Origin of the sequence: Novosphingobium sp. (assembly GCF_031417815.1) — a bacterium.
In the GTDB taxonomy this organism is placed as follows: Bacteria; Pseudomonadota; Alphaproteobacteria; order Sphingomonadales; family Sphingomonadaceae; genus Novosphingobium.
Map to the genome: position 1 here is coordinate 38,608 of NZ_JANOWI010000038.1, position 19,051 is coordinate 57,658.

A 19,051-nucleotide genomic window follows, 5' to 3' on the forward strand; every position below is an offset into this window, starting at 1 on the left:
CGCAAGCGGGCGGGGAGAACTTAGATGGATATCGAACGGCTGACCTACATGGCCAACCAGATCGCCAGAAACCTTGCCGCGCAAGGCGAGGCGCAGGCGGTGGAGCTGACTTTCCAGCACCTCAAGGACTACTGGGACCCGCGGATGAAGGCCGCGATCCTTGGCGGTGACCGCGCGGGGCTTGATCCGATCGCGCGGGCGGCGATTGACCGGTTTTAAAGTCTGCCCTGATTGGGCAGAATCACTCCTCCCCCGCGGAGAGGAGTTGGGGCGGGGGCACGACGCACGAGTGGGTAGAACCCCCATCCCAGCCCTTCCCCAACGGGGAAGGGCTTTAAGCTTCGATCTAATCAGGACAGACTCTAACGCAGCAGGAAGCGGAAAATTTCGGGCAGGCGCGCCGCCCAGGCGTTTTCTTCGTGCTCTGCGCCCGCATAGACCTTGCTCTGCCAGTCGCGCCCGCGCTGCCAGCCGAGTGCAGCGATCCGCGTGTCGACCACCTGCTGGTAGGGCGCGTAGTACTGGTCGAGCGTCGCGGTACCGTGATCGAACCACAGGCGGCGACCTTCGGGCTGGCCGAGTCGGCCTTTGAACCACTGGTCCCACAGCGCGATCAATTCGGGATTGGCTCCTGCCAGATCGCGCGGGTCGACTGCGGGCCAGTGCGTCGAGACGCAGCCCGCCTGCCCGTAAACAGCCTGATAGCGCATGAAGGCATAACAGCTGACCAGCCCGCCCATGCTTGAACCCACGATCGCCGTATGATCGCGCTCGGGCCTGGTGCGATAGGCCTTGTCCACCCAGCTTTTGAGCGGCCCCGCCAGCCAGGCGATGTAGATGTCCGAGACCACCGGCCCGCCTGCCATCGTGTCCATCTGTGTGCGCAGTGCGGGGCTCGCCGCATCGTAGATGTCGCGCGGCAGGTATTGGCGGTAGCGATCATTCCCGGGCGCCCAGATGCCGACGATGATCCGCGGCTCGGCGCCCAGGCGCATCGCCGCCAGCATCGCGCGGTCGGCGGCCCAGACCTTGTTGAAATTGCTCTTGGCGGGATCGAACAGGTTGTGGCCGTCGTGCATGTAAACCACACCATAACGCCGCTTTGAGCGGTCATAGCCGGGCGGCAGCCAGATCGTCAGCCGCTGCACCGGCAGGCCGGGCACCGCTACCTGTTCGATCTCGACCAGCCGGCCATGATCGGTCTTGGCGCAGGCCGTGCTGGCCAGCGTCAGCGCAAGCAGCGTGGCGAGGCCGGCGAAAAGCCGCGCGATCACTTGACCAGCCAGAACCGCACCGCTGCCCCGCCGCCCGGCGCAAGGCGCAGCGTCATGCTGTCTTTTGCGGTGACGGGCCGCTGTTCGATCACCATCGCATGGCGCTTTTCGGTGCGGTAATCGGCATCATCGCCATCGCGGTAGATCTCGGCGACATAGCGCTTGCCGGGGGTGAGGAAATCGAGCGCGAACGCTACGGTGCGCGCCTGTTCATCGCCCACTGCGCCCAGGAACCAGGTTTGCCCGCCGCGTTCTTTGCGCGCGATGGTGACGTAATCGCCGATCTCGCCGTTCAGCACGCGGGTTTCGTCCCAGTCGGTCGCCACGTCGCGGATGAATTTGAACGCCGGCATGTGCTGCGCATAGTTTTCAGGGGTATCGGCGGCCATCACCACCGGCGAATAGATCACCACATAAAGCGCCAGCTGCTTGGCTTCGGTCGAAAGGATCGCGCTGCCGTTCTCGCCCGTCAGGCTGAGCACGCCGGGGGTGAAATCCATCGGCCCTTCGAGCATCCGGGTGAAGACGATATTGGCTTCGTGTTCGGGCGGGTTCTTGCCGGCCCACGAATTGTATTCCATGCCGCGCATCCCTTCGCGCGCGACCCAGTTGGGCCAGGTGCGCTGCAGGCCGGTGCCCTTGATCGGTTCGTGGCTGTCGATCGCGATGCGATACTTGTAGGCGGCTTCGGCGACCCGGATCAGGTGGTTCGACATCCACTGGCCTTCGTGCCACTCGCGGTATTTGGTGCCATCGGCATCGACCCGTTCGATCTGCCCGGCATCGGTGACATAGCCGGTCTTGACCACCATGTAGCCGTGATCGGCGGCGAACTTGAACGCCGTGTCGAACTGGTTTTCATAGTGGCTGGCCGCCCCGCCGGTCTCGTGGTGGCCGATCAGCCGCACGCCCTTCTTCTTGGCATAGGCCGCCAGCATATCGGCATCGAAATCCTCCACCGGCTTGGCAAAGTCCATGTCCCAGCCGTTGCCGAACCAATCGCCGTCCCAGCCCACGTTCCAGCCTTCGACCAGCACCTGGGGAATGCCCTGTGCGGCGGCGAAATCGATGTAGCGCTTGACGTGTTCGTTGGTCGCGCCGTGGCGCGGCCCGCGCGCCCAGGTCCATTCGCCCTTGATCATGTTCCACCACACGCCAACGAACTTGCCCGGCTTGAACCAGGACATGTCGCCCAGCTTGTTGGGCTCGTTGAGGTTGAGCATCAGGTGGCTCATGTAAAGCCCGGCGGCATTGTCGGCGATGATCAGCGTGCGCCACGGCGTGGTCCAGGCACCGTGCTTGACCACCTTGGGGCCGCCCGCCCCCGGGGTCAGCTGCGCGCGCAGCGTATTGCCTTCGGTGCGGGCGACGGCCATCCCCGAATAATCGACCAGTGCGGCTTCGTGCAGCGCCACGTGGGTACCGTCAGCCAGTTTGATCGAAACCGGCGTATCGGCGGTGCCGATGGCCGAAAGCGCGGTCTTGTTGTAAAGGTATTCTTCGCGGTTCCACAGGAACGCGGGCTTCCACCACGCGGTGCCATCCTGCGCGAAAGCGAATTCGGTCAGCTCTTCGGCAATGTTGGCGTGGTGCATGTTCGGCTGATCGGGGAAGTCATAGCGGAACCCCACGCCGTCGTCGTAAATTCGGAAGGTGACGGTGAAGACCCGGCCCAACCCCTTGGTTTCCTTGAACTGGATCTTGAGCTCGCGGTAATGATTGCGGATCTTGGACCATTCGCCCCACGGCTGTTGCCAGGTCTGATCGAAATCGCGCGTTTCCTGCCCGGTAATCGCCAGGCTGCGGTCGATCTTGGCGACGTCGGTGAACAGGAAGCCCAGCCGCGAGGGCGTGATGATCGGCTTGCCCTTGCGGCTGACGGCGTAGGCCGCACGGCCATCGCCATCGAGCCCGACTTCGACCACGACCAAGCCATCGGGCGAACTGGCCCGCACCGGCACCTGCGCGGCGGCGGGAAGCGCGATCAGCAGCGCCGCAAAAACGGCAGCAATGCGGCTCAGGACAGTCATCGGGTTTCCTCCAGAAACAGGACGCCAAACGGCGGCAGGCGTTCGCCCGGAGCAGCGGCATTGATGGCGGCAATCGCACGGCCGGCAGCGGGAACTTCCGCGGGCCAGGGCTGGTTCTTACCGCTCAGGTTGAACACTGCGCTGATGGTTTCGCCTCCGGCGCTGCGGCGCAACACGAGCACCGCCGCGCCGGAATGGACCACGTCAAGTTCACCGCCGCGCAGCGCCGGGTGATGATTGCGCAAGGCAAGCAGTTCGCGCGTCAGATTGAGCAAGGAATGCGGATCAGTGCCCTGCCGATCAGCCGCGCGCGCCAAATTCTCGCCACCCAGCGGCAACCACGGCTGGCCGCTGGTGAACCCGCCCTGCTCATCCTGCGCCGCCCACGGCATCGGCGTGCGCGCACCATCGCGCGACAGCGTCAGCGGCCAGTTGGCGATCGCTTCGGGGTCTTTCAGCTGACCAAACGGAATATCGACCTGAACCAGCCCCAGCTCTTCACCCTGATAAATGATGATGTTGCCGCGCAGCGCGCACAGCAGCGCGATTTTGGTGCGGGCGAAGGCATCGCGCTGGCCGGGCTCACACCACCGCGACAAGGCGCGCGGGGCATCGTGGTTTTCAAAGGCCCAACTGGGCCAGCCGGCACCCGGATCTTGCGGCCAGTTGGCCTGGGCCCGGCTGACCAGCGCCGGGGTCAGCCGATCAGCATAAAGGAAATCGAACCCATAGGCGCTGTTGAGGCGGTGATCGCCTTCGGTGAAGGTGCGCATTTCCTTCAGCGCCTCACGCCCGCCCACTTCGGCCATGGTGAAAACCGCGCCATATTCGTTGCAGACCGACCTGATCCGTTCGAGGAACTGCGGGATATCGGCATGCGACTGGTTGTAGCGGTGCAGCTGGAAATCGAATGGACGGGTGCGCGGCTGGCCATCATCGGGCGCGGGCGGGTTATCGGTCAGCGCCGGATCGTGCATCGCAAAGTTGAGCGCATCGAGCCGGAACCCGTCCACGCCCCGGTCCAGCCAGAACCGCGCGACACCCAGCAGCGCATCCTGCACTGCTGGCAGGTGGCAATTGAGTTGCGGCTGGCTGCTGAGGAAATTGTGCAGGTAATACTGCCCGCGCCGCGCGTCCCAGGTCCAGGCCGGCCCGCCGAACACCGACTGCCAGTTGCTGGGCGGTGCGCCATCGGCCTTGGGATCTGCCCAGACGTACCAATCGGCCTTGGGCCCGGTGCGGCCAGCGCGGCTTTGCGCGAACCAAGCGTGTTCGTCGGAGGTATGCGAATAGACCTGATCGACCATGACCTTGAGGGCAAGCGCATGGGCGCGTTCGATCAGCGCGTCGAAATCCGCAAGCGTCCCGAAGATCGGATCGACATCGCAGTAATCGGCCACGTCATAGCCGAAATCGGCCATGGGTGAGGTGAAGAACGGCGCTATCCAGATCGCATCGACGCCCAGCGCCGCGATGTGATCGAGCCGCGCGGTGATGCCTGGCAGGTCACCCACCCCGTCGCCGTTGGAATCGTGGTAGCTGCGCGGATAGACCTGATAGATCGCAGCGCCTCGCCACCACGGCAGGGCGTGCGATTTGGCTTCTGCAGCTTCGATGCGGGAAAGTCGGTTCATGGCAGGGTGTACTGATTTCAATCCTTGGCGGCGCACCAGGCAAAGCCCAGCGGCGGCAGCGTTACGGTATAACTGCCCGGTGCCTGCGCAGCGGGCGAGCACTGGCCGGCCAGCGGCGTGAATTCAAGACTGTGCGCGGAAACCGAAATCCGCTCGCTCTGCATCCGGTTCGAGGTGTTGAACGCCAGCACCACTTCGCGGCCGGTCACCGGATCGAACCGCGAGACCACGAACAGCCCCGGCTTGTCCGACGACATCCGCACCACAGAGCGCCCCGAAGTGAGCGCCGGAGTGGCGCGGCGCACCGCCGACAGCTCGGCAATCAGGCGATAGAGCGGATGCTGCGTATGATAGTTGTCCGTCGCGGTGGTGGCGCTGGTGCCGACAAGGTTCTGTTCGTTGTAGACCGCAACCTTGCTGGCAAACATGTCTTGCCGGGCCAGCTGATCGCCGCCCTTGCCGATGAAACCCTGTTCATCGCCGTAATAGATCACCGGCACCCCGCGCAGCCCCAGCAGCATGGCATGGCCCAACATGGTCCGGCCGAGCAATTCTTCGCTGTCTATTTTGGGGTTCATTTGCTGCAGGAACATGGCGAAGCGGCCGGCATCGTGATTGCCCAGGAACGTCGGCTGGATCAACGCGCCCTTGACCCCGCCTTCATAGAGTACGTCATCGTCAAACAACCGGGCGAGCTGGTCGGTGCCTTTGGTGCCGCTGGCCGCGCCCACAGCGGAAACGGCAAAGGCGAAATCGAGGTTCGAAGGCAGCCCGGCCTTGCGGGTCCACCCGGCCAGCAGCGCGGGATCAAACTCGCCGGTCGCCACTTCGCCGAAGATGTGGAAGTTGGGAATGCCCCTGGCCATCGCGCGTTCGAGCATGGCGGGGACGAAAGCCTGCCAGAATTCGGGATTGACGTGCTTGGCAGTATCGATGCGGAAACCATCGACGCCGAAGCGGTCGATCCAGCTGGCATAGATATCGATGAACCCGGCGACCACCCGCGGATTTTCGGTGGCCAGGTCATCCAGCCCGACGAAATCGCCATAGACCGCGCTTTCGCCGACCCAATCGGTGTTGCCGCGGTTGTGGTAGAACATCGGATCGTTGAGCCAGGCAGGCACCTTCACCGTCTCTTCGCCCTTGGGCACAAAGGGCGTGTAGGCAAAGTTGGGATCGGTCATTTGCGACCAGTTGGCCGGGCTGGGATCGCTGTCATCGCCAAAAGTGCCATTGATCGGTGCGCCACCCACCCCGTTCCTGCGACTGAACGGATAGTTGGCCTTGGAGCGGTAAGGATAGCCGATCTTCGATATCTCGCGGTACTGGATCACGTCGGCGGTGTGGTTGGCAACGATGTCCATATAAACCTTCATGCCGCGCGCATGGGCGGCATCGACGAACGCCTTGAATTCGGCATTGGTGCCAAAATGCGGATCGACCTGGGTGAAATCGGTGATCCAGTAGCCGTGATAGCCGGCGCTTTCATCACCCGCCGGCCCCTGCACCGGCTTGTTCTTGAACACCGGCGCGAACCATACTGCGGTGGCGCCCAGCCCCTGGATGTAATCGAGCCTGGCGGTCAGTCCTTTAAGGTCGCCGCCGTGGTAAAACCCCTTGCCAGCAGGATCGAACCCGGTCTTCAGCCGGTCGCCCTTGATCCCGCCGCGATCGTTGCGGGGATCGCCGTTGGCAAACCGGTCTGGCAGCACGAAATAGACCACTTCCTCCTGCGGCAGGCGCGCGCGGTAATCGGCGGGCCCCGCGGCAGGTGCACTGGCGATCGGCGCGGCCAGGGCCAGAGCGGCTGCGGCCAGGGTCATCCGCAATTTCATGCTGCCACCTCTGCGCTCGGCTTGGCGCAGAGCCGCGCCAGGAAATCCATATGCCGCGGCATCGGCCGCACCGTTTCGATCGCGGCCTGTTCAGCCGAATCGAGAAACGCCGCAAGATCCGCCTTGGGATAGCGGTCCGCAATCGGGTTCCAGCTGCGCGGGATCAAGCCCTGCCCGGTCAGCACCTGCAGCCAGGCAACTTCGGTGAACAGTTCGTCGAGCCGGGGCTGGATCTGGTTGGCAGCTTCGAATTCGCCGATCCGCTGGCGCAGCGTTTCGCCAAGGTCCAGCCCGCGCATCCGATCCCAGAACGGTTCGCCGTGGCGCTGGTTAGCCCAGTAATGCAGCACCAGAAAATCGCGTATCCCCTCGAACTCTTCGGCGGCGCGGGCGTTGAACCCGGCGACCACCCTGGGATCGATCGGCAAACGCGGAAACACCGTCAGCAGCCGGGTGATGGCCGACTGGATCAGGTGGATCGAGGTCGATTCGAGCGGTTCAAGGAACCCGCCCGACAACCCGATCGCCAGCACGTTGCGGTTCCACAGCACCTTGCGCCGACCGCTGACGAAGGGGATGCTGCGCGGTTCGGCCAGCGGTTCGCCATCAAGATTGGCCAGCAGCGTGGCAGTGGCTTCGTCTTCCGAAATGTAGTCGCTGCAGAAGACGTGGCCGTTGCCGATGCGGTGCTGCAGCGGGATGCGCCATTGCCAGCCAGCGGTTCGCGCGGTTGCGCGGGTATAGGGGGTGAAATTGCCCGACGGGTCGCAAGGCACCGCCACCGCGCGGTTGCACGGCAGCCAATGGCTCCAGTCTTCATAGCCGGTCTTCAGTTCCTGCTCGATCAGCAGGCCGCGAAAGCCCGAACAATCGATGAAGAAATCGCCCGCGACACTGCGCTCATCGCCAAGCTGGACCGCGGCGATATCGCCCTGATCGGTGCGGGTCGCCCCGGCGATCGTGCCTTCGATCCGGGTAACGCCCCGCGCCTCCGCATATGTGCGCAGGAACTGCGCATAGAGCCCGGCGTCGAAATGATAGGCATAGGGCACCTCGGCGATGCCCGGCCCGGCCGCCTTGGTATGCATCCGCCCGGCGCGCGCGGCGATCTCGTTGGCGGAGTAATAGGCCAGGTCCTTGGCCAGCCCGAGCGCGCGGCCACGGGCCCAGAAATGCCGGAACGGCAACACCCCCAGCTGGCGGCCGATCGTGCCGAAAGCGTGCATGTAGCTGTGGCCTTCGCTGCGCCAGCCGGCGAATTCAATCCCCAGCTTGAACGATCCCTTGGTGGCGCGCAGGAATTCCGCTTCGTCGATATCGAGCGCTTCGTTGAAGTGGCGGATCCCGGGGATCGTCGCCTCGCCAACCCCGACCGTGCCGATCGCATCGCTTTCCACCAGCGTGATCGTGTAGCCCGGCGGGGCGAAGCGGGCGAGCGCCGCTGCGCTCATCCACCCGGCGGTGCCGCCGCCGACAATCACGATGCGAAATGTGTGCTCAGCAGGCATTGGTCGTCTCCGCCGGAAGTCCGGACAGACTGAACCCCACCGGGGTCAAGCCAAGCAAGCGAAAATTCTTGGGTTCCGCTGCGGGGATCGGTCTCCTTGCGACCCGATCCGATCCCCGCGGCGTCCCCATGATGTGATCAGAACTTGTAGGTGAACCCGGCGAGGAACCGGCGCCCATAGTTCTGATAGTCGATCACCTGGCGCGGATCGCCCGGGTTGTAGGTGACGAACGGTTCTTCGGTCAGGTTCTGGCCCTGAACGTAAAGCGAAAGCCCCTCAAGCGCGCTGCCCGGCTGGAAATCATAGCCGATCTGCGCGTCGATGATGGTTTCCGATGCCGCGCGGCGGCGCGTGCGGTTGGCCGCAAAGCCCGAAACTTCGCCAACAAAGGTGGAGCGATAGCGCGCCGACCCACGCAGGTTGAACCCGCCGTTTTCGTAATAGAGCGTGCCGTTGGCGACCCACTTCGAATAGCCCGGCAGATCTTCCGCCGCGCCGCCCGGGTTGGGCTTGATCTTGGTTTCGGTATAGCTGACGCCGCCAGTGATACCGAAGCCGTTGAGCGCCGGAACCAGTTCACCGAACGGCAGCGTGGTGGCCAGTTCGACCCCGTAAAGCGAACCGCCGGTGCCGTTGACCGGAATGTTGAGCACTGCGTCTGGGCCGATCACAGACCCGGCCGCCGGGGCCGCCAAGGCCAAACTCGATGTAGGGATTACCACGTCTGAATTGTAAATATAGCTCTTCAAATCCTTGTAGAAGAACTGCAAACCAACAAAGCCCTTGGTTCCAAAATACTTTTCGAAGGTCAGGTCGACGGCGTTGGCGCGCCACGGTTCAAGGTCAGGGTTGCCAGAGCCACCTGTAACGAATGCGTAGTTGATCGCGCCAACGGTGGCATAATTATAACCAAAGCTGGCCGACGCGCGCATATCATCCATGCGCGGGCGGATCATTTCCCTAGCCGCAGCAAAGCGGATCACGAAATCGCTGGGGAAGCGCAGCGCGAGATTGAGGCTGGGCAGCACATCGACATAATCGTGGCTTGCGGTGCGGACCGCTGTGCCGATATTGGGCGAACCATTGAGGTTGTTGCCCAGATAAACGGCGCTGGCACCGGTCGATTCCTGATTGGTGACGATGACTTGCGCACCGAAGTTGCCAGTGAGCTGCGCAGAGCCGACATCGGCCCTGAGGTTACCCTGCAGATAACCAGTCATCAGGCTTTCGCTGACTTTGTAGCTCTTGACCACAACGTCGCCATAAGGGTTGGCGACCAGCTTGTAGACCCCGCCTTCGAGCAGCGCGAGCGGATCGTAGCTGATCATCGGACCAAGGCCGAGAAACGCCAGATTGGTGGTGCCAAGCTGATACTGCGCCGGAACCGGAACGCTGACAGTGCCGGTGGTGTTGGCGGTCAGGCCGATGAAATATTCATCGGGACGCAGCGACTTCGAACGGTTGGTATAATTGAGGCCGGCCGTCACGCTTTCGAGCGGGCTTTCGAAGTGACGGGTCACTTCGCCGCGCACCTGATAGAGCCGGTCCTGAACGATCCGGTCGTTGTAATAGCCATCCTGCCCGCCGATGATCCGGGTACCGTCGACCGCAGTCTGGTTGCCGCCCCAGCCTTGCGGGCTGGTCAGCAGGATCTGGCTGTAATCGCCATAGTTGATGCCGTGGCTGAACACGGTGCCCGTGGTGCCAGACGTGAAACCGATCGAATCGGTTGCGCCCACTGCGCCGCGGCCAGTGCCCGAATAGGTTTCGAGCGCCAGTTCGTTGCGGTTGGTGCGCGAGTGGCTGACATCGAGCATCGCGTCCCAGCCATCGTCGCCCTTGTAATCAAGGTTCCAGCCGAACGAATAGAGCTTGGCATGACGCTGGAACGCGTCGTTGCGGACGACGCCCTTGACCCCGGTGAAAGTGCCGTTGGTCACGAAGCCGCCGCTGGCTGTGTAAGCCGGGGCAAGTGAAGCGCTTGACCACCACAGCGGCAATTCGATCCCGCGCTTGATGTTGTCGTCCTTGAAGTCCGAATAGAAGCCATCAAAGGTGCTGGTCAGATTCGGCGCAAGGCGCAGTTCCAGCGTGCCCTGCAGGCCGAAACGCTTGAGCCGCGACGAGGTGTTGTAGCTTTTCGAACCGCCGATAACGAGATTGCTGGACGGACCGGTGGGGTAACCCCAGGCATTGAATTCTTCGGTCTGGTAAGACTCATCAAGATAGCTGGCCGACAGCGCCAGGCCGATCGTGTCATTGTGGAACTGATCGACGTAGACCATGTTGGCACGCCAGCCAGTTGACTTGGAACCGGCGTTGAGCGCGCCCAGATCGGCATAAGAGCCGCGTGCGCCGATCGAGAACACGCGCTTGCCGGCCTCGAGCGGACGGATCGTACGCAGATCGACCGTGCCCGACAGGCCCTGGCCAACGATGCTGGCCATCGGGGTCTTGTAGACGTTGACTTGGTTGATGACTTCGGAAGGGTACTGATCGTATTCCACCGCGCGGTTATCGCCGGTTGACGTCTGTTCGCGGCCGTTGAGCAGCGTGGTCGAGAAATCAGGGGCGAAGCCGCGGATCGAGATCGAGTTCGAACGGCCCGAAAGGCGCTGCGAGGTGAGACCCGGCAAGCGCGCAACCGATTCCGCGATCGACGCGTCGGGCAGCTTGCCGATGTCTTCGGCCGAAACCGATTCGACGATCTGGTCCGATTTCTTCTTCTTGTTCACGGCGTTTTCAAGGCTGACGCGGTAGCCGGTGACCGTGATATCAGGGGCGGTTTCCTGGTCATCAGCCGACGCGGCATCCTGCGCCATGGCCATGCCGGGCAGGGCCACGGCGGAAATTGCGATGGCCAGCGCGGATACGCCAAAGCCACTGGCAAACTTGGTGCGAAGTCCCACTTTTATTTCCCTCCCAAAGGACCGGCGAGGCAGCTTGAGAGCCCTGGCCGGAGCATTCGATCCGCGACAATTCGCAGATTTCGAAATCCAGCCTGAAATACCGCCTTAACCCGCGCCAACGGAATAGGGCATACGTATACGCATACTATGCTGCGGCTTGGCTGTAGCCGGCTGGCCACGCCTTAGGCCACGCGCAGACGGGCGGTTGCCGGGGGGCTGCAACCGGCCTAGGCTCGGGTTCGGGAGGGATGTGATGGGCCGCAAGCGCTCGACCAAACCAACGAGTTTTGACATCGCCTATCTGGCGGGGGTTTCGCAGCCCACCGTCAGCCGGGCGCTGCGCGGGTCCAAAGCGGTCAGCCTGGCCACGCGCCAGCGGATCGAGGCGATTGCCCAGGAACTCCACTATTCGGTCGACAAGAACGCCTCTTCGCTGCGCTCGCAGCGCTCGAACACACTGGCGCTGCTGTTTTTCGAGGATCCGACACCCGATGGCGCCAATATCAACCCGTTTTTCCTCTCGATGCTGGGATCGATCACCCGGGCCACCGCCAACCGCGGGCTGGATCTGCTGATATCGTTCCAGAAAATGGAAGACGATTGGCACGTGCGTTATCAGGACAGCCACCGCGCCGATGGTCTGATCCTGCTGGGTTACGGTGATTACACGCTCTACGAAAGCAGGCTCAATAAATTGGTCGCCAGCGGCACCGATTTCGTGCGCTGGGGATCGGTGCACGATGACAACATCGGCGCGGTGGTGGGTTCGGACAATTTCGGCGCGGGGCGGCTGGCGGGCGAACATTTGCTGAGCAAAGGCCGCCGCCGGATCGCCTTCCTGGGCCAGGCTGACGAACACTATCCCGAATTTTCCGAGCGTTATCGCGGGCTGTGTGCCGCGCTGGATGAAGCCGGCGTGGCGATCGACCCGGTCTTGCAGCGCAACGCGCTGAGCAGCGAGGACGATGGCCGCGCTGCGGTGCAGGCGCTGGTTTCCGCCGCTTGCAGCTTCGATGCGATCTTTGCCGCCAGCGACCTGATCGCAATCGGCGCGTTGCGTGCGCTGGCCGAAACGGGCAAGCGCGTGCCGCAGGACGTGGCACTGATCGGGTTTGACGATATCCCCGCCGCCAGCCTGACCAGCCCGCCGCTGACCACGATCTCGCAAGACCTCAAAAGCGGGGGAGAACGGCTGGTCGAAAGCCTGCTGGCCAGCTTCGAAGATCGCGCCCAGCCCAGCGCGGTGATCCCGGCGCGGTTGATGGTGCGGGGAAGTACGGGGGCTTAGGCGAGCGACCCGAAAGTCACGTATTCGTATGCGTATTGCCGCAGTGCCAACCGCGTGCGACCTCTCAGGACAGGGATCGGGAGAGGACAGTCCATGGAAAAACCGCGCCAGAACTGGGGCAGCATTGCCAATATCAGCTTCGGATTCTTCGGCATCCAGATCGGCTTCGCGCTGCAGAACGCGAACATGAGCCGGGTGTTCCAGACGCTTGGATCAAGCCTGGATGATTTGCCGTGGCTGTGGGCGGCCGCGCCGCTGACCGGGCTGCTGGTCCAGCCGGTGATCGGCCACATGAGCGACCGCACCTGGCTGGGCAAGCTGGGCCGGCGGCGGCCATACTTTCTGGCCGGGGCTGTACTGGCGATGATCGCGCTGCTTGGCATGCCGCAGGCCAATGCGCTGCTGGCAGCCGCGCTGCTGTTGTGGCTGCTCGATGCCAGTCTCAACATATCGATGGAGCCGTTTCGCGCGTTCGTGGGCGATATGTTGCGCAAGGACCAGCATAGCGCAGGCTATGCGGTGCAAACCGCGTTCATCGGTGCGGGCGCCGTGGTGGGCTCGGTCTTTCCCGAACTGCTTGACCGGTGGGGCGTGGCCAACACTGCCGCGCCTGGCGTGATCCCCGATACGGTACGCTATTCGTTCTGGTTCGGGGGCGGTGCGCTGTTCCTGGCAGTGCTGTGGACGGTGCTGACCACGCGCGAATATGCGCCCGAAGAGATGGCGCGGTTCGAGGGAGAAGCTGCGCCCGACCCGGGTGAAACGATCCGCGCATTGGCGGCACGCACTTATCGTGTCTGCCTGGCCTGGGCTGCAGCCGGGGCCGGCGTGATCGCACTGGTGATGCGGCTTGGCCTTGAAAAGGAAGTGTACCTGCTGGGCGGGCTGCTGATCGCGTTTGGCCTAGCTAGCGCAGTGGCGATCGCTGCCGCCCGGCGCGGCAGTTCGGCTTCGTTGCTGGGCCATATCATTGGCGATTTTTCGGGCATGCCCGATCTGATGAAGCGCCTGGCACTGGTGCAGTTCTTCAGCTGGTCGGCACTGTTCATCATGTGGATCAACACCACCGCGATTGTCGCGCAGCGGTATTTCGGTTCGTCCGACACGGCCAGCGCCGCCTTTCAGGACGGCAGCAACTGGGTCGGCGTGCTGTTTGCCGCTTACAACGGCGTTGCCGCGATTGCCGCGCTGACCTTGCTGCCGTGGCTGTCGCGCCGGGTGGGCAAATCGCGCACCCATATCATCGGTCTGCTGTGCGGCGCGGCGGGTTATGCCAGCTTCTTCGTCATGCCCGATGCGCAGTGGCTGCTGCTGAGCGAAGTGGGCATCGGCATCGCCTGGGCCTCGATCCTGGCCATGCCCTATGCGATCCTCGCGTCCAGCCTGCCGCAGGCCAAGCTGGGCATCTACATGGGGCTGTTCAACGTGTTCGTGGTAGTGCCACAACTGCTGGTCGCCACGGTGATGGGTTCGATCATGAAAGCCTGGTTCCCGCAGCAGCCGATCTGGACCATGGCCTTCGCCGCGGCGACCCTGCTGCTGGCCGCCGCGGCGATGACGCGGGTGAAGACCCCAGCCTAGGAATGCGGGATTTCAATTCGCAAGCTGTCGATCACATACAGCGTCGTCATTCCCGCGCAGGCGGGAACCCATCTCACGGGCCTGCGCCTTCACGCTATCTGGCTCGGTGCGGATACCTTGAGAGCTGGGTTCCCGCCTGCGCGGGAATGACGAGTTTGCGGTTGAGCGCTTTGGCGCGCCCAACCGCAAACTAATCTAAGCCGGGATGGCGTTGAACGGTATGCCTTTGTCCGGGCGGTAATCCTGCGGCAGGCCGAGGATCTTTTCAGCGATGGTGTTGAGCAGCACTTCGTCCGAACCGCCCGCAATGCGGCCCGTGGGCGCGTTGAGCCAGCTCGTGCCCCAATCGGTCTTCACATAGGCGTGCGGATCGAAATCGAGCCCTTCGGCGCCGAGCAGATCCATCGCCATTTCCGACAGCTTCTGACGGCTACGCACCGCGACCAATTTCTGCAAGGACCCTTCGGGCCCCGGCTGCATCCCGGCCATCATCATCGCAAAGGCGCGCTTGGTGATTGCATCGAGCCCGGCGCGCATCGCGTGGTTGCGGGCGATCGCCGAACGCACGCGGCCGTCTTCGATGCCGGGCTTGCCGTTCAGATCGACGGTCTTGGCGAGCTTGACGAATTCATCAAGGTGCGGACCGAACCCGGCGCTGTCGGTGGCGATATAGCGTTCGATCATCAGCGTGTGGAGCGACACACCAAAGCCGCCGCCGACCGCGCCAAGCCGCTGCGAGTCTTCGAGCCGGACATCGTCGAAGAACACTTCGTTGACGTGGCTGTCACCGCCGGCCAGCTTGATCGGGCGCACTTCGACGCCCTTGGCCTTCATGTCGATGAAGAAGTAGGTCAGCCCCTTGTGCTTTTCGACCGTGGGATCGGAGCGGGTGACGATCACACCGTAATCGCAATATTGCGCCCACGAGGTCCAGATCTTCTGGCCGTTCATTTTCCAGCCGTTGCCATCGGTTTCCACCTTGGTGCGCAGCGCCGCAAGGTCTGACCCGCCCGACGGTTCGGAGAACATCTGGCACCAGATTTCCTCACCGCGCAGCGCCTTCCTGACCCGCTCCTTCACGAAGAGCTTGTCTTCGCAGTAGTGGATCAGGATCGGCACCGGCATCCCCAGCGAAATGCCGAAGAACTGCACCGGCATGCCGAACTGCATTTCCTCGCCATCGAAGGTGATCTTGTGGAGGTGAGTCAGCCCCTGCCCGCCGATATCGGGCGACCAGTTGATCCCGCCAAAGCCCGCATCATAGCGCGCGGCCATGTATTCACGGCCCAGCGCCAGATCCTGTTCAACCGAATTGCCGGTGCGGGCTTCGCGGCCATATTTGGGGGCCATGCTTTCGAGGAAAGTGCGGGCCTTCGTGCGGTAGACTTCAAGATCGCTCATGCTGCTTCTCCCGAAAGCTGGTCAACCAGCACATCTTCCCAGAACACCAGACTGCCGCATTCGACCGCCAGGCTGCGCGCGCGGCGCATGTGGAGGTGGAGGCCCATTTCCCAGGTCACCCCGATCCCGCCGTGAATCTGCACACAATCGCGCGAATTGGTATCATAGGCCTCGGTCGCCGAAATCCGCGCATCAGCGGCGGCGAGCAGAAATCCGTCGGTCCCTTCGCACGCAGCAGCGTGGATGCAATTGGCACGGGCCACTTCGACCAGCCCGTACATTTCGGCGATCCGGTGCTTGATCGATTGGAATGCGCCGATCAGTTGGCCAAAGGCCTTGCGCGTCACCGCATAGTCGCGCGCGATGAACAGCAGCGCCTCGGCCCCGCCAACCTGTTCGTGCGCCGTCACCACCGCCATCCTTGCCAGCACATCGAGCGCGAGGGAGCGTGCAGCAGCGCCGCTCGCGATCACGCTGGCCGGCGTATCGGCAAAGGCCAGATTGGCGTAAAGGCGGCTGTTGTCATAGCTGTCGACCGGGCTACGCGCGATCCCGGCAAGCCCCGTCACCACCAGCACCGGGCCGTCGCTGGCCTGCGCCCAGACCAGCGCGACATCGGCGGCGATCCCGCCGGGCACGGCGGGCTTGGTGCCGTTCAGCTTGCCATCGGCGAAGGTCACGGCGGGCTTTGGCGGCAGCGCGGCGTTGCCTTCGGCGAAGGCCACGCAGCCGGTCACTTCGCCAGCCGCCAGCTTGGGCAGCCATTCGGCGGCGAGCGCACCGTCGCTGCCCTGCACCAGCGCCTGCGCCAGGCCATAGCCGCCCGTCAGGAACGGCGCGCCTGATGTCGCTGCGCCAGCAGCCTGGGCCACCAGCCCCAGTTCGGCCAGGCCGAGGCCCAGTCCGCCGTGCTCCTCGGGGATCGCCAGCGCGGTCCAGCCCTGTTCCACTGCGGTATCCCAGAACGGCTGGTCGAACTGACCGACAGTCTCAAGCAGCGGCAGCAGCCGCGCCTTGTCCATCCGCGCGTCGAGCACGCGGCGGCTTTCGGTAGCAATGGCCTGCTGGCCTTCATCATAGAGTATCGACATGGTTCGAATCTCTCCCTTGCCGCTACTCTTAATCGCGCGATTAAACTTGGCAAGTGGGCTGCACTTTTAGGCAAATTGTGAACGCTCACAATTTGCTTGGCCTGAGGCCGTTCATACGTATACGTTTGGACAATGCCGGCCAGCCCGACATGACAGGCAACCCGGACTGCGAGAACCAGCCGGAACGGATTCTAGGGGAGAGAGACAAATGGCAGCGCCAGTACCAAGTTCCAGCGCAGCGCATGCGGACGACACCGGCCATATCGATGCGCCCGAACTGCGCCTGTTCGTGATGGCGCTGTTCTTCATCTTCGGCGGCATCACCAGCCTTAACGACGTGATCATTCCCAAACTGAAAGAGCTGTTCACGCTCAATTACACGCAGGCCATGCTGGTCCAGTTCTGCTTCTTCACCGCCTATGCGGTGATCGGCATTCCTGGCGCGCGGCTGGTCAAGAAGCTGGGCTACATGCGCGGCGCGGTTGCTGGCCTGCTGATCATGATGGTCGGTTGCCTGATGTTCATTCCGGCATCGCAAAGCGCCGCCTATGCGATTTTCCTCCTGGCGCTGTTCGTCCTCGCCAGCGGCGTCGTAATCGTTCAGGTGGTCACCAATCCACTGATCTCGCTGCTCGGCCCGGCCAAGACCACGCACAGCCGGCTGACCTTCGCGCAGGCGTTCAACTCGCTCGGCACAGTCATCTTTCCGTTTGTCGGGGCCAAGCTGATCCTTGGCAAGTTGCAAGGGATTGATCCCAAGACGCTGAGCGGCGCAGAACTCGATGCCTATCGCGTCGCCGAAACCAATACGGTCGTGAACACCTACATCGGCCTTGCCATTGCGCTACTGCTTGTCGCTGCTGTCGTCTGGTTCAATCGCAACCGGCTTAAGGGCGAAAAGCATGAGGAAAGCTCGCTGCTGGCGGGGCTCGAATTGCTTAAGGACACGCGCTTCGGGCTCGGCGCGCTATGCATTTTCCTTTATGTCGGGGCCGAAGTTTCGATCGGCTCGCTGATCGTCAACTACCTTCAGCAGGGCCACGTGCTGGGCGTTTCGCAAGCCGAAGCGGGCGACTATATTCCCTACTACTGGGGCGGCGCACTCATCGGGCGGTTCATCGGATCGGCCGCGTTGCGGGTGCTCAATCCCGGCAAGATACTCTCCTTTACCGCGCTGGGCGCGATCGCGTTGATCGCCATCTCGACCCACACCACCGGCATGCTTTCGGCCTGGAGCCTGATCGCGATCGGGCTGATGAATTCGATCATGTTCCCGACCATCTTCAGCCTGGCCTGCGAAGATCTGGGCAAGCGCGCGGCCGACGGATCGGGGATCATCAACGTCGCGATCTTCGGCGGCGCAGTGGTTCCGCTGCTGACCGGCACGGTTGCGGATATCAGCCACAGTCTGGCGCTGGCGTTGATCCTCCCGGCGCTGTGCTATGCGGTGATCGCGGTGTTCGGTCGGTGGACCGCAACGCATCCCTCAGCCGCCAGCCAGGCTGCCTGAATGCGATCAGCCGGGCGGGTTCAGGCCCGCCCGGTCTGGCTGGACAGCAGCGCCGGATCGATCCCGGCGCTGCGCCAGCTGGCGGTCCACCGATCGGCGGCGGACACATCCCACAACAGCGCGTCTGATCCGTCGACCACCTGCCAGCCGTGGCGGCGCATTTCCCCGTCCAGCTGGCCTGGCCCCCAGCCGGCATAGCCCAGCGCGATCAGGAACCGGCTGGGTCCCTCGCCCGCAGCAATCGCACGCAGCACTTCGGCGGACGCCGACATCGCGCACAGCGGCGCGGCGCTGATCGTCCCTGAGCCCTGCCAATCGGGGCTGTGCAGCACAAACCCGCGCTGCGGCTCAACAGGTCCGCCGGCATGGATCGGGCAATCGGGCGCAATCCCCGGCTCGATCCCCAGTTCTTCCAGCATCGGGTGCAGGCTGATCCCCTGGCGCAGTTCGCCGATCCCGATCCCCAGCGCGCCGTGGTCGTCGTGATTGATCATCGCGATCACCGCATGTTCGAACCGCGGATCGCCCATTCCGGGCAGGGCCAGCAGCATCCGGCCGTCAAGATAGGCGCTTTCCATGCCGCGAAGGCTAGGCACAGGGCGAAGCAAAGCCAAGTGCGGTCTTGCCATTGCGGCGATTCCTCGTTAATGGCGCGCGCTTCACCGACACGTGATTCACGGTCTGCCTGGCTAAATAGGCTGCCAGGGCCGATCTAGCGTGTCTCGATCAAGGAGACGAAAATGCCTAAGCTCAAGACGAAGAGCGGCGTCAAAAAGCGCTTCAAGCTCACCGCGACCGGCAAGATCAAGCACGGTGCAGTGGGCAAGCGGCACCGGTTGATCAGCCACAATGCCAAGTACATCCGCCAGCATCGCCGCACCGACACGATCTCTGACGCAGATGCGAAGACGATCAAGAAGTGGGCGCCCTACGGGCTGAACTGAGGAGTACTGAAGAATGGCACGTGTCAAAAGGGGTGTAACTACCCGC

Annotated in this window: 14 protein-coding genes; 5 read left to right on the plus strand and 9 right to left on the minus strand. The window is 63.3% G+C overall.

The genetic code is table 11. The features are described from left to right. Positions 1-24: 24 nt before the first annotated feature. Positions 25-219: a formate dehydrogenase subunit delta gene (locus RMN99_RS09590; protein ID WP_309623094.1), complete on the plus strand. Its 195-nt coding sequence runs from the start codon at positions 25-27 to the stop codon at positions 217-219. Between the two features lie 143 nt (positions 220-362). Here RMN99_RS09590 and RMN99_RS09595 read toward each other — a convergent pair whose 3' ends face one another. The 6 genes from RMN99_RS09595 to RMN99_RS09620 form a co-directional block, all read right to left on the minus strand. Next, a complete protein-coding gene (locus tag RMN99_RS09595) occupies positions 363-1,274 on the minus strand; it encodes an alpha/beta hydrolase-fold protein (RefSeq protein WP_309623095.1) in 912 nt (303 codons plus the stop codon). Next, positions 1,271-3,304 (minus strand): glycoside hydrolase family 97 protein, encoded by a 2,034-nt coding sequence (locus tag RMN99_RS09600; RefSeq protein WP_309623096.1) that lies wholly within the window; start codon positions 3,302-3,304, stop codon positions 1,271-1,273. The genes RMN99_RS09595 and RMN99_RS09600 overlap by 4 nt, the downstream gene beginning before the upstream one ends. Beyond that, positions 3,301-4,938 carry an alpha-amylase family glycosyl hydrolase gene (locus RMN99_RS09605; RefSeq protein ID WP_309623097.1) on the minus strand — a complete coding sequence of 546 codons (1,638 nt, stop codon included), beginning with the start codon at positions 4,936-4,938 and terminating at the stop codon, positions 3,301-3,303. Before RMN99_RS09605 ends, RMN99_RS09600 begins: the two co-directional genes overlap by 4 nt. A gap of 17 nt (positions 4,939-4,955) precedes the next feature. After that, positions 4,956-6,773, minus strand: coding sequence for an alpha-amylase family glycosyl hydrolase (locus tag RMN99_RS09610; protein ID WP_309623098.1), 1,818 nt, complete (start codon positions 6,771-6,773; stop codon positions 4,956-4,958). Further along, on the minus strand, positions 6,770-8,281 hold the full coding sequence (locus tag RMN99_RS09615; protein ID WP_309623099.1) for a tryptophan 7-halogenase: 1,512 nt from the start codon (positions 8,279-8,281) through the stop codon (positions 6,770-6,772). Before RMN99_RS09615 ends, RMN99_RS09610 begins: the two co-directional genes overlap by 4 nt. Before the next feature lie 137 nt (positions 8,282-8,418). Next, entirely contained in the window at positions 8,419-11,103 is a 2,685-nt protein-coding gene (locus RMN99_RS09620; protein ID WP_409035248.1) for a TonB-dependent receptor, read from the minus strand. A 340-nt stretch (positions 11,104-11,443) separates the two neighbouring features. Between RMN99_RS09620 and RMN99_RS09625 the strand changes: the two genes are divergently transcribed. Both RMN99_RS09625 and RMN99_RS09630 read left to right on the plus strand, forming a co-directional pair. Further along, positions 11,444-12,478 carry a LacI family DNA-binding transcriptional regulator gene (locus tag RMN99_RS09625; RefSeq protein ID WP_309623100.1) on the plus strand — a complete coding sequence of 345 codons (1,035 nt, stop codon included), beginning with the start codon at positions 11,444-11,446 and terminating at the stop codon, positions 12,476-12,478. A gap of 93 nt (positions 12,479-12,571) precedes the next feature. Then, positions 12,572-14,059 (plus strand): MFS transporter, encoded by a 1,488-nt coding sequence (locus tag RMN99_RS09630; protein WP_309623101.1) that lies wholly within the window; start codon positions 12,572-12,574, stop codon positions 14,057-14,059. A gap of 195 nt (positions 14,060-14,254) precedes the next feature. On the opposite strand, the gene RMN99_RS09635 is transcribed toward RMN99_RS09630, so the two are convergent. Both RMN99_RS09635 and RMN99_RS09640 read right to left on the minus strand, forming a co-directional pair. After that, entirely contained in the window at positions 14,255-15,460 is a 1,206-nt protein-coding gene (locus RMN99_RS09635; protein WP_309623102.1) for an acyl-CoA dehydrogenase family protein, read from the minus strand. Next, positions 15,457-16,551: an acyl-CoA dehydrogenase family protein gene (locus tag RMN99_RS09640; RefSeq protein WP_309623103.1), complete on the minus strand. Its 1,095-nt coding sequence runs from the start codon at positions 16,549-16,551 to the stop codon at positions 15,457-15,459. The genes RMN99_RS09635 and RMN99_RS09640 overlap by 4 nt, the downstream gene beginning before the upstream one ends. Before the next feature lie 208 nt (positions 16,552-16,759). On the opposite strand from RMN99_RS09640, the gene RMN99_RS09645 reads away from it, so the two are divergent. Then, positions 16,760-18,061, plus strand: a complete 1,302-nt coding sequence (locus RMN99_RS09645) for a sugar MFS transporter (RefSeq protein WP_309623104.1) — start codon at positions 16,760-16,762, stop codon at positions 18,059-18,061. A 20-nt stretch (positions 18,062-18,081) separates the two neighbouring features. On the opposite strand, the gene RMN99_RS09650 is transcribed toward RMN99_RS09645, so the two are convergent. Beyond that, the gene (locus tag RMN99_RS09650) at positions 18,082-18,639 is read right to left on the minus strand and encodes a YqgE/AlgH family protein (protein WP_309623105.1); all 558 of its coding nucleotides are present in this window, start codon (positions 18,637-18,639) and stop codon (positions 18,082-18,084) included. 162 nt (positions 18,640-18,801) lie between these two features. Between RMN99_RS09650 and rpmI the strand changes: the two genes are divergently transcribed. Then, a complete protein-coding gene (gene rpmI / locus RMN99_RS09655) occupies positions 18,802-19,005 on the plus strand; it encodes a 50S ribosomal protein L35 (protein ID WP_189539454.1) in 204 nt (67 codons plus the stop codon). Positions 19,006-19,051 lie beyond the last annotated feature (46 nt).